Origin of the sequence: Shewanella psychropiezotolerans, from assembly GCF_007197555.1 — a bacterium.
Taxonomy (GTDB): domain Bacteria; phylum Pseudomonadota; class Gammaproteobacteria; order Enterobacterales; family Shewanellaceae; genus Shewanella; species Shewanella psychropiezotolerans.
The window spans coordinates 5,579,424-5,593,883 of the sequence record NZ_CP041614.1 but is presented as its reverse complement, the minus strand read 5'-3'; the positions used below and the strand labels follow the sequence as shown (position 1 = coordinate 5,593,883).

The following is a 14,460-nucleotide window of genomic DNA, read 5'->3' as shown; positions in this document are numbered from 1 at the left end:
TTAATCTCGGTTAAACCTTTGTGAGAGAGGCTGGGGTTATAAGTCACAATTAAACTGAATAAGTTAGACATTCAACATTAATCTTAATTAAGCCTTGGTGTAAATCCATGTGCTTCCTACTTGAAAATCATTACACTGAGCCAATCTGTAAAATACAACGATAGGTATGGGGATAAGATGGCTAAAATCATGATAACTGGCGCGACAGGTTTGTTGGGACGGGCGGTAAAGGCTCAGATTGAGTCAAGCCAAGTTCATCAAGTTATCGCCACCGGTTTTAGCCGGGTTCAAGCTGGTATATACAAGTTAGATCTTACCCAGTCTGAAAGAGTCGATGAGTTTATTGGCCATCATCAACCCGATGTGATTGTGCACTGCGCCGCAGAGCGTCGCCCGGATGTTTCTGAGCAAGATCCAGAAGCGGCACTGGCCTTGAACTTAGGGGCGACAAAGGCATTGGCCGAGTCGGCAAGAAAGCATGGCACTTGGGTCATCTATATTTCTACCGATTATGTGTTCGATGGTACAGCGCCAAATTATGCAGAGTCCGATAAGCCAAATCCGGTCAACTTCTACGGTGAATCTAAATGGCTGGGTGAGCAAGCATTGCTGGAAACCTCTAAGGGCTTTGCCGTACTGAGACTGCCTATTCTTTATGGGCAGGTTGAGAAGGTATCGGAATCCGCCATCTTGATATTGCTTAATCAGTTAATGGATAAGCAGACTCAAGAGGTAGATCATTGGGCGGTGCGCAGTCCCACTTCGACACAAGATATTGCCCTAGCTATCGAGAAGATGATCGAGTTAAACATTTCTAAGTTTGACCTGTCTGGTATCTATCATTTCAGCGGCAAAGAGACCATGAGTAAGTACCAGATGTTATTGGCCATAGGTGAGGTCTTGGGTCTGGATGTTAATCATCTGGTGCCAGTGAGTGAGCCTGCCGATAGTGCAAAACGTCCTAAAGATTGCAGCTTAAATTGTGACAGGCTGGCTCTACTGGGAATAAGTTCACAAGTTGATTTCAAGTCCGGTGTCTTCGATGCCTTGAAGGCGTCCACTGCTGCGCTATCGGCTATTGGTTTGAATCTAGATTAATGATTTTTCTATGAAGTCTTCAAATAGTGATACTCAATCACTGCCATCTAAGGTGCGTTATGCCTAAGAGCCTAGTGCCGCATATCAAAGCTTCGGATCAGTTAGCCTTCCTGCGTATCTTAGGTTTCGTGCTTAAGCTAGGCTTGACCTTTTTTGCTGCCGAGACCTTTGGTTTGTCTATCTTCAGTCCGGCGTTGAATTATGCCTTGCTGTTAGAGGCCGCTTATCTGACGGTCACGTTCGCGATCAGGCAACCCCTGATGTCGAAGGACTCTGGGTTATTTGTCGCTTTGCTGCTCGATACAGCCTTCTGGATCACTTGGCTTTATTTCTCCGGCGGTGCCACTAACGCTTTTATCTCACTTTTGTTGCTCCCCATTGCCATAGCTGCGGTGATCTTGCCTCGTTGGGCGCCCTGGACGCTGACCTTCATCTCGACACTTGCCTATAGCTTGATGTTATATGCTGTGCCGGAGAGTCAGATGCAGCACCATGGTATGGACATGAGTTCTCACTATTTAGGCATGTGGTTTAACTTCGTTATTTCATCTTTAGTGCTGACGACAAGTGTGGCCTTTATTGCTAAGCGTATGCGAAAGCAGGATGCGGAACTGGCTTATATGAGAGAGGCTCAGCTTAGGCAAGAGAGACTGTTAGCACTAGGTACTGCATCTGCCCAGATGGCTCATCAGCTAGCGACTCCCTTATCCAGCTTACGTTTACTGGTGGACGAGGTCTCGGAAGAGCTTGGCGCAGACAACCAAGCCGTAGAAGAGATGGAGGCCGCGCTGTTTAGATGCGAACGAACCTTAACCGATCTGCGGCTGGCTACGGAATCCATCAGAGAGCAAAAACAAGTTGAAGCTCAGGTGAGCGACCTGGTTGCCATGCTTAGACAGCAACTGACATTGTTGATGCCTCAACTTAAACTTGAGTTACTTGTCGATGTCGAAGTTCAAGATTCTCATATTCAAACTGATACCAGCCTGTTGCCCGCGCTTTTATCCTTGGTAGAAAATGCCTCTCGAGCCAGCGAAGAAAAAACAACAGAGCAAAGAGTTAGCATCGAGTTTGCGCTTGAGCCGCACAGCTTAAACCTAAGGATCAGAGTTCGAGACTACGGCGACGGGATCCCAAAAGGCTTAATGTCTCAATTGGGTCATAAGTTAATTGAGAGTCCTTCAGGTATGGGCATGGCCTTAATGTTAAGCCATGCCAGCTTCGAGCGGCTAGGGGGAACCTTGATTTTAGGTTCTCATCAAGAGGGTGGAGCAGTGGCAGAAGTCATACTGCCGGTAATCGGGTCGTAATTAATGCTGAATCAGAGTCGAATTTTGTGGGGCTTAAGTGGTTGAAATTAACAAGCTATTAATCATTGAAGATGATTTGGCCTTTGCAGGTGTGCTGGCCAGACGACTCTCTCGTCATGGGTTCGAGTGTCAGCAAGCCCATGATGCGACTCAGGGATTGCTGCTGGCCAGACAGTTTCAACCTAGCCATATTCTGCTAGATATGAAACTTGCCGAAGATAATGGTTTGGTTTTGATCGAGCCTTTAAGGCTGTATCTACCTAATGTACTTATGGTGTTACTCACTGGGTATGCCAGTATTGCCACAGCCGTCGAGGCCATTCGTATGGGCGCAGACAATTACCTGTCAAAACCCGTCGATACGCAGACCTTGCTTAATGCGCTTAACGCGACACCCGTGGTTATGGCGATTTCGGCTATTGATGAAGAGCCTCTCAACCCCAAGCGGCTGGAGTGGGAGCATATTCAGCAGGTGCTCAATGCCAACAAGGGCAATGTTTCCGCTACAGCCCGGCAGTTGGGGATGCATAGGCGTACTTTACAACGAAAATTATTGAAAAAACCGGTATCGGTTTAAACGGGTTAGTCTGTTTTTTATTCGTATCAGTAAATCCACTGATTTCTTCTAGGATTATAGCGTGTTTCGCTGTAGCTTTATCTTAATGACAGCTTGTATATAGAGGGTCGCATAAGATGACTCATAGTTCAGTATTCGAAACCGATAAGTTCCTACTCGACAACCCAAACGATCTTATCTCTATCGAAAAATGGCAAAAAACGGTTAACTTACTGGCCAAGCTTTTCGATGCGCCGGCTGGTTTCTTGGTGCAACATACTTCTGCTGGTTTTCAGGTGGCCATTGCCAGTGAGCAAGCATCTAACCCTTATCCTGCTGGCGTGGTGATAGAGCCTGAGGTGAATATTTTCTGCCGCAAGTATAGTCGAGACTGGCGAAGAGCTATACGTCTCTAATGCCCAGATAGATCCCGGCTGGGACACCAATCCTGAAGTATATAAGGATGGTTTCACGTCCTATCTTGGGGTGCCGGTCTTTTGGCCTAATGGTAAAGTGTTTGGCACCTTCTGCGTGATGGATTTTAAGCAGACCGATTATCAAGAGACTTATCTTGAGCTTATTCGCCATCTGAAAGATATTCTCGAGGCGGATCTGTCCATGCTAGGCCTGTATGAACAGATGCAGAAGCTGGCCATCACAGACCCTCTGTGCGGCATCAATAATCGGCGAGGATTTTCTGTGTTAGCCGAGCAAAGGATCAGGCTGGCACAGCGTACTCAAGGTCGCTTAGGCTTGCTCTATATCGATGTAGATGACTTTAAATCCATCAATGACCGCTACGGTCATAATGTCGGTGATGACGTGCTGCAACATTTGGCTAGTACGCTAGAGGAATGTGTAAGGCATACAGATGTGATTGGCAGGATGGGGGGCGATGAGTTTGTTGCTCTGGTGGTTATGGAACAAGACGATGATCTACATAAGATAGAGCAGCGGATAATAAAAGGAATCGTAGCCGGAGCCGCGAATGTAGGCTTGCCTGAGTATGCCGTTTCCATCGGTCATGTGGAAATGGGTTTACAACTAGACCTGATGTCTATGCTCGATAGTGCCGATAAAGAGATGTTGATCCGTAAACAACAAAAGACTCAATGAAGGCTTAGTAATCATGTCTGGCAGTATTTGATGTTTGTACTTGTGTTTGAAAATAAAAAATCCCCGAGGATATGTCGCTGTAAAACGAGAATCGCTCGGGGAGGGAAAGTGCAGTGGAACCCCCTAAAATAAACAAAGCTTATAGAGCTTAGGAACTAGGCCTAAGCTCCCTAATTTAAAGCTTAAAACCTGTATTCTCCCGTCAACCAAGCGTTCATGCCTGTGCCTGGCATACGTTCGCCCGCCATTAAATCACCACCCATAACCCGGTTATAACCGGCTAAGTGATCTTCATATTCAGTATCGAACAGGTTATTTACCCCAGCCTTGACCATCCAGCTGTCTGCATCATAGGCAAGAGACAGATTCATCAGGCCATAACCCGCAGTGGTTTCTTCAAATTGTGTCTCTGATACCTTGTTCTGAGCGCTGACGCCCTGGCCTTCGACTCTTGCTAGCCAGTTACCATTTTGGTAATTCAATCCCAGAATGACCTTAGGCGGGGAGATACGATAGAGGTTATCGTCGATATCACGGCGCTCGCCACTGACATAACTGGCATTCATATCCAGACTCCAGCTGTCGCCAAGTTGGTAAGTCGCAGTGAGGTCCATGCCAAACAGCTGGGCATCGACATTGGCAAACTGCATTGGATTGTCATCTCCCATCATCTGCGCCGCCATGATCACTGCCGGATCTGTTGCAGCAACACCTTGAATATAATCGTCGATACGGTGTAAGAAGACACGTGGGCTGAAGCTGAAGTCGCCACTGGCGTAATCTGCGCCCACTTCGATTTGATAGGCCGTTTCTAAATCCAGATCCATCTGGCCGACATAGGTGCGGCCGTCGGCCAAGCCGCCGGTTGATTGCATCGGCACCCAGAGGTATCTCTGTTGGTAGCTGGCGCTGGCTTGTTTACGGGCCAAGCCTAAGATCCAGCTCAGCTCACTGTTCACTTGATAGCGACCGTTAAGAACCAGATCGACACCTGTTTGAGATTGAGAGCGGTCGGCATTGTTATATCTGTCCATCAATATCTTAATCGCTGGCATGCTACCCGCCATTGAGTGCTCAACTTCATCGGCATCTGTGCTGTAGTGCTTAATCCGCGCACCCAATTGCCAATTCCACTGGCCGATATCTTGCTGCCACTGAGCAAAGGCACTGTAGGTATCATCCTTCACACCATTGAAGTTATCGACATGGAACATGGCCATAGTCGGGTCGGTGATCACTGAATTATGCTCACTAAGCTGAGTATCGATACCGAATAGCCAGGCGTCTTTACCTATAGATATTTGGCCGTCGAAGCTGGTGCTATCGGCGCTGTTGTATCTGGCATTCATGGTCGGCATCTTCATGCGCTGGCTGAAGTTATCCATGCCATGTGTTGCATCGCTGTAGGCTAAGTGCCAGTTCAGCTCCCAGTTTGAGATATCGTGTACGCCTTCAAGCTTGACCCTGTCACTACGGATAAAATCGATATCCATAGGCAGAGCCGGAGTGCCTGCTTCGCTGGTTTCAACGTGCTGGTAGCCTATGGCAATAGATTCATCATCTGAGCCCGATGCTCCTAAGTTAAAGCGGTACTGACCGCCAAACATCTGCTTGTCGTATGTCGTTGGCGAGATCTCGCTGCCATTGCCTGAGATGGTGTTGTCATTGCCTTTAAGTATGTCGCCATAAACCAGTAGGGCATGATCTTGGTTACCGATATTGGCCTTAGCACCTAAATGACCGCGTTGGCCATTATCTTGATATTGCGCCGCGACTTTACCACTGACTTCATTGAAACTGGCTTGAGACTCTATGACCTTGACACTGCCGCCTATGGTGTTGGTACCAGCTGACACAGGCGCTATGCCTCGCGTCATCTCAAGGCGTTCACTGTTGACTAAGCTGGCATAACTTAGCGGAGTATCCATGGCATTAGGGCCGGCGCTGGCTAAGGTAACACCATTGACTTGGGTATTGACCCTGTCGCCATAGAGCCCGCGATACTGGGCTATGCCCGTTAGCGGGCCATTGCCATTGACGGCGGCGCCGGGTAGTTTTTCCAGTAGGCCGCTAATATCGGCCTTAGGCGATGTTGCATCGGCCACAACCGAACTGTAACTGCCTTGGTGATGGCCGGTGACTTCGATAACTTCGAAGTCACCGTCATCGGCGAAAGCCTGAGAAGAGGAGAATATAGCTGAAAAGATCGAGAGTGAGATAAATGATAAGCGCAAGGTCATAGTATTCGTCTTAGTGTATAGAGTATGTAGTTTTATGTGACCATCTTGGTTCGCGGCGGATTGTGCCTGTCAAGTTAGCGACTGACAAAGGCTAATAGCCAAACTGCGACAAGCTGTCGCAGGGGGAGTTAAATAAGTGGCAGGTTTACAGGCGTATAAAGATAGGGACTAGTTAGTTAACAGGGGGTAGGTGCGGGAAAATGCATCAATGCGTTCGATGATAAAGTCTATGGTTTTACGAATTTTCAATCTTGGATAATCGGTCTGCAGATACACCAGTTGAAGTGGGATTGCCTCGGCCAGCTGATCGGGAAAGAGTAATACCAGTCTGCCCTGATGCACATCCATGGCAACATCCAACCAACTCTTATAGGCAATGCCTTCACCGGCTAATGCCCAGTCACGAATGACGGCGCCATCATTACTGCTCTTATTGCCTCTGACATGAGCCTCATAGCTTTCTCCCTTATGGCTGAATCGCCACTTATTCCAAGGTTCACCACCTCGATTGAGGATCAATATTTTATGTTGATTGAGTTCATTCGGGTGTTTGGGTATTCCGCTCTTGGCGAGGTAATCCGGGGAGGCTATGGCGACCCTATGGGTCATGGCTAGCTGACGGCGTTTAAGGTTTGAGTCTTCAAGTTGTCCATATCTAAGCGCCAGATGCAGGTTCTGGTTGATGAGATCTGACATATGATCGCCAAAGAAGAGGGTGAGGGTCAGATCAGGAGCCTGATTGGCAAAATCATCCAGCCAGCCACGGATGAGATTCCGCCCTAGATCTGAGGGCAAGGCGATACGTATCTCTCCTTTTAGCTCCCCTCGGTTATCCGCCAAGGCCGCATTTGCACCTTCCAGTAACTCTAGGGCTTGACGGCCTGTCTCGATAAATACTTGTCCTTCCTGGGTTAGTTTCATCGAGCGGGTAGAGCGGGAGAATAGCTGACAATCGATCTGCTTCTCCAGTCGTTGCAGTGCTGCGCTGGCCGCTGCGGGCGTCATGCCTAGCTCGCGACCGGCTGCCGAGATGCTGTGAAGATCGGCAATTCTGATGGCTAGATGAAGATCTTTGAGGTGATACATATCAAATATTTTTTGAAAATGATTTTAATAATAGCCTAATTATCAAAAAATGATACGGGTTATATACTGGGCCTAAGTTTTTCAGGTTGAGAGTTTCTCCCTGAAATCTGCCCACTTTTACTCAGCATAAGGTTTTATCATGAAGCTATTTACTCCCTACTCAAATGGTCGGTTCGATTTGGGAAATCGTATGGTGATGGCACCTATGACGCGCTCGAGGACCACTCAGCCTGGCAATATACCCAATGAGATGATGGCTGAATATTATGCCCAGCGAGCTTCGGCTGGCTTAATCATCACAGAGGCAACTCAGATCTCTGATGATAGCCAGGGCTATTCATTCACGCCTGGAGTCTATACCCATGAGCAGATCCAAGGTTGGCGCAAGGTTACTTCTGCGGTGCATCAGGCGGGAGGTACCATTTTCAATCAACTATGGCATGTGGGTCGGGTGTCTCATCCTGTTTTTCAGCAGGGACTGGCACCGATAGCCCCATCGGCGATTAAGCCAACGGATACTCAGGTCTGGATTGTCGATGAAGCCCATCCTCAAGGACAGATGATCGATTGTCAGACCCCTAGAGAGATGACTCAATCAGATATAGATAGGGTTGTTAATGACTTTGCCGATAGCGCGGCTAAGGCCATAGATGCAGGCTTCGACGGGGTAGAGATTCACGCTGGAAATGGTTATCTCATCGATCAGTTTTTACGAACCAACTCTAACAAGAGAGCAGATGAATATGGTGGTTCGCCCTTAAAGCGTATTCAGTTTTTACTGGATATTGTTCGCGCCGTCAGTGCAAAGATCGGCTCTGACAAAGTGGGTGTTAGATTGGCCCCGTTTGTGACCTTTAAAGATATGGGTTGCCCGGAAATTGTAGAAACCATTTTATTGGCAGCAGAGTCCCTAGGTCAGCAGGGGATTGCTTATGTACATCTTTCTGAAGCGGACTGGGACGATGCACCACAGATCCCTGAGAGCTTTCGTATCAAGCTAAGACAAGTTTTCAATGGCACTATTATTGTGGCGGGCCGTTATGATGTTGAGCGTGCCAGCGCAGTAATTGAAAAAGGTTATGCCGACCTTATTGCATTTGGCCGTTCATTTATCGCCAATCCAGACTTGCCTTACCGTTTGTCTAACCAACTGCCGTTGGCTGATTTCGATAAGGGCCCTCTGTTTGGCGGCGGCGCAGAAGGTTATATCGATTATCCCGAATATCAAGTGAATGCTTAAAGTGGAGGAGCTTGCTGAGTTTGTACAAGCAGGCATCAGTGAATAGCGATATTAAGTCATTGCCGAGTCGCATTTACCAGCTCGGCAATGTTGTGCACCGCAAGCTTCTTCATCATCTTAGCGCGATGTACTTCTATGGTACGTAAGGATAAAAATAGCTTTTCTGAGATCTGCTTGTTGGTTTTTCCTTGAGTCAGTAAGTACAGCACTTGGTGCTCTCTTGGGGAGAGCGTCATCATTTTTTGCTTCAGAGCTTGTTCGTTGAAGGTACGCTGGCTGTAGGTAAATGCTTTATTGATGGCCTCGGCTAAGGCTGTACCTGGCACGGGTTTCTGAAAAAAATCACAAGCTCCCTTGCGAAATGCATCCACGGCCATGGGCATGTCACCATGCCCAGTGAGAAAAATGATTCCCAGTGGACTGTCTACTTCTAGTAATTTTCTTTGTACTTCCTGCCCGGTAATTTCAGGCATTCGGCTATCAAGAATAACGCAGCCTGCTTGTTCCAGCTCGACCTCTTTAAGAAATTGAGTGCCGCTGCTAAACCCCGTTACCTTGTAATTGAACTGGCAAAGCATAAAGCTCAGGGAATCTAAGATCGCAGTATCGTCATCTACTAGGTAAATTGGAAGAGAGAGATTATTTTGCGTCATCACTAGGAGCCTGATTCTCTATTGTGAGGATAGGCTTTAGGTTAGCCCTATGACGTGCTTGTCTCAATTGTTCCATGCCAGTTTAGGAGGGAGATCACTAAAACACGTTTTAAGCTGTGAATATTTGAGTCCGCATCTCATTAATCCTTATGGCTTTGGATTATCTTTGCTGGAGAATCACTGTTGGACTCTTATAAATGCTCCTGTCGATCCGTTTTGCTATTTTTTGTCTCTCCCTTGTTTGTTTTTCCATTGCTGCTCAAGAGGAAGTGCCGCCCACTCATGCAGGGGAGTATATAGAGGTTTTTAAGGTAGGTGTGCTCGCTAATCATGGCGTGCAGAAAGGGGTGGAGCGTTGGCAGGAGACCATGGATTATTTAAGTGAACAGGTTTCTGGCACTCGCTTCGAGGTCGTGCCCGTCGACTTTGATGAGATGAGTCGTCAGTTACTGAGTCATGAAATCCAATTTATCGTGACCAATCCAGGTCAATACCTGAACCTTAGTGGACACTTTCCGCTTTCATGGCTGGCGACGATGAAGAGTGTCAAGCATCAACAAACCACTTTTGCTATCGGCTCAACCATTATTGTGCGAGCCGATAGTCAGATATATACCCTCAAAGATCTGCAAGGCAAGCACATAGTTGCCAGCGATCCTCAAGCCTTGGGAGGATATCAGGCGGCTATTGGCCTATTTCATAAAATGGGCTACACCCCCGAAAGTTTTTTTGGCTCTATGCGTTTCTTAGGGTTTCCTTTAGAGCCCATCGTTTATCAGGTCAGGGACAGAACCGTTGATGCTGCAATCACACCATTTTGTACTCTCGAAGAGATGATTGATGAGGGCATGGTTAATAAGGCTGACTTCAGGGTGATCCACCCGACTAAACCTGAGGGCTGTGATTGTCTTGTGAGTACTCAGTTATATCCTAATTGGTCTTTTGCTTCTGCCGATACGGTTTCGCCGAAGATCACCCAAGAGATTGCTCAGGCGCTCTATGATCTTCCCGCAGACCATATCGCAGCCATTACGGCAAAAAACTCAGGTTGGACGGCGCCAATTAGCCAGTTCAAAGTGATACAGCTATTTAAAGAGTTGCAACTAAAGCTGCCACCTCCACCGTTACATGAAACAGTTTTGAAGTGGATGGAGCGTAACAAGGAGTGGGGGATTTCCCTATTACTGCTGTTTATCGTGTCTACCATCTATCACCTTTGGCTCGAGTATAAATTCAGAGAGAAGAGTGAATACCTGGTAGAGACCGAGCGACAGTTAAAAGATAAAGCCTTACAAGTGGAGCGCATGCAAAGTGCCGCTATTTTGGGTGAGATTGGCTCGGGTCTCGCCCATGAACTTAATCAGCCAATAGCGGCAATCACTCAGTATAGTGAAGGCGGAATGATGTGGCTGAACAGTAGAGGCGATGGGGACTCTGAGCTCTATGAATTACTGGCTAAGGTAAATGCTCAGTCTATTCGAGCTGGCGCCGTGGTGCACAGAATGAGAAGCCTGTTGAAGCGGCGTAAGACTCATGCCGAAGCCCTTAATTTAATTGACGTAGTTAATAACTCCTTGGTTCTTTTTCGGCGTGAATTTGATAGCCAGAGTATGACGCTAACTCAGGAAACATCTGGCTCAGTGTACCCGATTAAAGGTGATGAGGTGGGACTAAGCCAGGTTTTAGTCAATGTTATCAAGAACAGCCTAGATGCAATGAGTGATATAAACAGAGTGGATAAACAGATCTGTGTTCTACTCGACTTTGAGGAAACTAAAATTAGCCTGCGAGTGATAGATAATGGTCCGGGCTTACAAGGTGAAGCAAGTGAACTGATGGCATCATTCTGCTCCACTAAAGATGATGGACTAGGCCTAGGACTCGCCATCTGTAAAGATGTTATCAATCAACATAAAGGTGAGTTTACAATAGAAAATAATAGTCGGCATAAGGGGTCGCCATGGGAGCAAGGTTGCGTAGTGACCATCATGCTACCCAGAGAAATAAAGGAATAAATATGGGTTTGAAACGGAGCTTTTCTAAGGGGCGACTTTTAGTTGTACTGTTAATATTAGTGTTTTTAGCTGGCTACGGGTTAGCAAGTTTTCAAGGGAAAAGGCTGCAAATAACTAAGGAGTTAGATAGCTTTCACAGGGAGATATTAATCGCTTTTCGTTTGCTCGACCAGTACAGCGGCCAGTGTGATGTTCAGAAACATATCAATTTTTCAGATTATATTGCCCATGCAAATGACAAGTATGCTTTAGTGCTTAATAAGGCGAATGGCTTTCCTTATTACCTTGACTCATCAAGTTTTAGTTCAAGAGGTAGAAGCTAAGGCCCTGGCTCAAAGGGTTGCACAAACCATGCTAACTGACGGGTTTGTTGTTGCCGGTGAGGTGAGTGATTTTAATATTGATAATGGTACGACTTATATCGTGCTCGGTATGGATGAGGATGGTTGGGCTGGGGTGTCGGTCGCGATGGCTGAGATACGTCCCTTGGTGGTGTTGAATCTGCTACAGTATTCTGAAATAAACAAGGTTCATTTTGGCCGTAAGTCGGAATAACATGGCTAAATACAGATAGATAAAGGGGCCATGTGGTCCCTTCATAATATGCTAGTTCTCTATTTTCATACTCTAAAAGTTTCTGCTCGTGCTTCCCCACAAGAATCTGCCCGACGATAACTCACACTTTCTTACTTGCTTCGCCAAATACACCTGCGTCGGATCTCATTCATTCCGCCTATGTGGTTTACCACAATACCCTTACTTCTATTATGGATTAATAATGGTCCTAAGCCCCGGGTAAAGAGGGGATAAATACTGTGATTAGTGAGTGTTTCATCTGCAGAGCAGGTGAAGGAGAAAACCATGATTAAGCTTGATAGGCGTAATTTTATTAAGGGAGCTGGGGCGGGAGGTGCATCCTGTGCCTTGGCGACTATGCTGCCAGGAACTTTGGCTGCTCTGGAAAGTGCACCACTTAAAGGAGTTGGCAAAGAGGTCGCGAGTATCTGTGAGATGTGCTCGACTCGTTGTCCTATTTCGGCGCGAGTCGTTAACGGTAAGAATGTTTTTATTACAGGTAACAAGGCGGCTAAACCTTTCGGTGGAAAGGTGTGTGCCAGAGGCGGCGCAGGCCATAGCTTACTCTATGATCCTCAGCGTATCGTTAGCCCTCTCAAACGTGTTGGTGAGCGCGGCGAAGGAAAATGGGCCGAGATAAGCTGGGATGAAGCCTATCAGACCATAGCTAAAAAATTGAATGAAATTAAGCGTGATCATGGTGCGGAGTCCGTTGCTTTTTCATCAAAATCGGGCTCACTGTCGGGTCACCTGTTCCACTTAGGTAAAGCTTTCGGCTCGCCTAATCATTTTACTCACGCTTCCACCTGTCCCGGTGGCTATGTTGTCGCGGCTAAAGCCATGTTCGGCACTAAGGTTAAGCGAGACTTGGGTAACTCTAAATATATTATCAACTTCGGCCATAACCTCTATGAAGGGATCAATATGTCCGAAACTCGTGCCATGATGGATGCGCAGATGGAGAAGGGCACCAAATTAGTGGTTTTTGAGCCTCGTTTCTCAATCGTTGCCGATAAGGCCGATGAGTGGTTTGCGATTAAGCCCGGTACCGATGTCAGTGTAGCCTTAGCCCTGTGTCATGTATTGATTGAAGATGGCCTTTATGACAAGGAGTTTATCGAGCGTTATGTTGAAGGCTTCGATGAATTTGCTAAAGAGGTTAAGGCGTACACGCCCGAGTGGGCCGCAGCCATTAGTGATGTCCCCGCCGCCGACATTCGCCGTATCGCCCATGAATATGCCTCCCATGCGCCCCATGCTGTGGTCGATTTTGGTCACCGAGCCACCTTTACTACCGAAGAATTCGATATGCGCCGCGCCTTGTTTGCCGCTAATGTATTGATCGGCAACATCGAGCGAAAAGGCGGTTTATATCTGGGGAAAAAAGCTAAAACCTATAATAAGTTTGCCGGTGAAACGGTTGCTCCAATTTTGGGAAAACCTGGTGTAGAGGGCATGCCAAAGCCAACGGCTAAGCGTATCGATCAGGTTGATGAGCAATACGCCATGATGTGGTCATCGGGTGGAATATATCAGACGATTTTGGATGCCACATTAGAGGCTAAACCCTACCAGTTAAAAGCTTGGGTGATGAGCCGTACTAACCCGATGCAGACCATGACAGATAGAGCGCGTGTAGTTGAAACCCTAAAGAAACTCGACTTGGTGGTGTGCTGTGATGTCTATATCAGTGAGACTGCCGCATACGCCGACATTATCCTTCCCGAATCGACCTACCTTGAACGCGACGAGGAGATAGCCGATAAGTCTGGCAAGAACCCTGCTTACTATGTGCGTCAACGTGTGGTTGAGACCATAGGTCAGACTAAGCCGAGCTGGCAGATTTTCAAAGAGCTTGGTGAACAGATGGGGCTAGGTCAGTTCTTCCCCTGGCAGAGCATGGAAACCTTGCAAATGTTGCAGCTTAATCGTGACACCAGCGAGCTTAGGCGTATCAAAGAGCAAGGTTATGTGAGTTACGGTAAGCCATTAATGCTCAGAGAGCCTGAGATGGTCAGCGCCTTTGCCCAAACCTATAGCAATGCTAAGCCGGTGGATGAAGATGGCACCTATGGCAGTCAACTTAAGTTCAAGACTCCAAGCGGTAAGATTGAGCTGAGCTCGAAAAAAGTTGAGGGCATGGCACCTGGTCGTGGTGTGATCAAATACCGTGAGGTGGATCTTAAGCAAGACGACGAGCTCTACTTTATTCAAGGCAAGGTGGCCATTCATACCAATGGCGCAACCCACAATGTTCCTATGCTGGCGAACTTGATGTCCGATAACGCCATTTGGGTGCACCCGCTAACGGCAGGAAAGCTGGGGATCAGTGCTGGTGATGCGATACGTATCACCAGTAGCGTTGGTAGCGAAGAGGGGACGGCCTTAGTCACTCCCGGTATTCGTCAAGATACGGTATTTGCTTACATGGGCTTTGGTTCTAAAAATAAAGAGCTGGTACGCGCAACAGGTAAAGGGGTGCATTGCGGTAACTTGTTACCACATAAGACAGCCCCGGTTTGTGGCATGAATATTCACACCACTGGCGTCAAGCTTGCGAAGATTTAGTA

Annotated in this window: 12 protein-coding genes and 1 pseudogene; 10 read left to right on the top strand and 3 right to left on the bottom strand. The window is 47.3% G+C overall.

The window, feature by feature from the left end:
* Positions 1-177: 177 nt before the first annotated feature.
* The 6 genes and pseudogenes from FM037_RS24455 (at position 178) to FM037_RS29820 (ending at position 4,080) form a co-directional block, all read left to right on the top strand.
* A complete protein-coding gene (locus FM037_RS24455; RefSeq protein ID WP_144048146.1) occupies positions 178-1,098 on the top strand; it encodes a dTDP-4-dehydrorhamnose reductase family protein in 921 nt (306 codons plus the stop codon).
* 59 nt (positions 1,099-1,157) lie between these two features.
* A complete protein-coding gene (locus FM037_RS24450; RefSeq protein WP_144048145.1) occupies positions 1,158-2,408 on the top strand; it encodes a sensor histidine kinase in 1,251 nt (416 codons plus the stop codon).
* A 46-nt stretch (positions 2,409-2,454) separates the two neighbouring features.
* Complete coding sequence (locus FM037_RS24445) at positions 2,455-2,985, top strand: response regulator transcription factor (RefSeq protein WP_144049120.1); 531 nt, start codon at positions 2,455-2,457, stop codon at positions 2,983-2,985.
* 116 nt (positions 2,986-3,101) lie between these two features.
* Positions 3,102-3,380 carry a hypothetical protein gene (locus FM037_RS29825; protein WP_229381010.1) on the top strand — a complete coding sequence of 93 codons (279 nt, stop codon included), beginning with the start codon at positions 3,102-3,104 and terminating at the stop codon, positions 3,378-3,380.
* Positions 3,328-3,495 (top strand): annotated as a pseudogene (locus FM037_RS30230) (hypothetical protein); the annotation flags it as partial. The gene FM037_RS29825 and the pseudogene FM037_RS30230, both read left to right, overlap by 53 nt.
* A 3-nt stretch (positions 3,496-3,498) precedes the next feature.
* A complete protein-coding gene (locus FM037_RS29820) occupies positions 3,499-4,080 on the top strand; it encodes a GGDEF domain-containing protein (RefSeq protein WP_229381009.1) in 582 nt (193 codons plus the stop codon).
* Between the two features lie 182 nt (positions 4,081-4,262).
* Here the strand turns inward: FM037_RS29820 and FM037_RS24435 are convergent, their stop codons facing one another.
* Entirely contained in the window at positions 4,263-6,320 is a 2,058-nt protein-coding gene (locus FM037_RS24435) for a TonB-dependent receptor (protein WP_144048144.1), read from the bottom strand.
* Between the two features lie 168 nt (positions 6,321-6,488).
* Entirely contained in the window at positions 6,489-7,406 is a 918-nt protein-coding gene (locus FM037_RS24430) for a LysR family transcriptional regulator (RefSeq protein ID WP_144048143.1), read from the bottom strand.
* Positions 7,407-7,545: 139 nt separating this feature from the next.
* Between FM037_RS24430 and FM037_RS24425 the strand changes: the two genes are divergently transcribed.
* On the top strand, positions 7,546-8,646 hold the full coding sequence (locus FM037_RS24425) for an alkene reductase (protein WP_144048142.1): 1,101 nt from the start codon (positions 7,546-7,548) through the stop codon (positions 8,644-8,646).
* 56 nt (positions 8,647-8,702) lie between these two features.
* Here FM037_RS24425 and FM037_RS24420 read toward each other — a convergent pair whose 3' ends face one another.
* Positions 8,703-9,299 carry a response regulator transcription factor gene (locus FM037_RS24420; RefSeq protein ID WP_144048141.1) on the bottom strand — a complete coding sequence of 199 codons (597 nt, stop codon included), beginning with the start codon at positions 9,297-9,299 and terminating at the stop codon, positions 8,703-8,705.
* 197 nt (positions 9,300-9,496) lie between these two features.
* Here FM037_RS24420 and FM037_RS24415 point away from each other — a divergent pair, with 197 nt between their 5' ends.
* The 3 genes from FM037_RS24415 (at position 9,497) to phsA (ending at position 14,458) form a co-directional block, all read left to right on the top strand.
* Entirely contained in the window at positions 9,497-11,314 is a 1,818-nt protein-coding gene (locus FM037_RS24415; RefSeq protein WP_144048140.1) for a sensor histidine kinase, read from the top strand.
* Between the two features lie 267 nt (positions 11,315-11,581).
* Positions 11,582-11,869, top strand: a complete 288-nt coding sequence (locus tag FM037_RS24405) for a hypothetical protein (protein WP_144048138.1) — start codon at positions 11,582-11,584, stop codon at positions 11,867-11,869.
* A gap of 306 nt (positions 11,870-12,175) precedes the next feature.
* A complete protein-coding gene (gene phsA / locus FM037_RS24400) occupies positions 12,176-14,458 on the top strand; it encodes a thiosulfate reductase PhsA (protein WP_144048137.1) in 2,283 nt (760 codons plus the stop codon).
* The last annotated feature ends 2 nt before the right edge of the window (positions 14,459-14,460 follow it).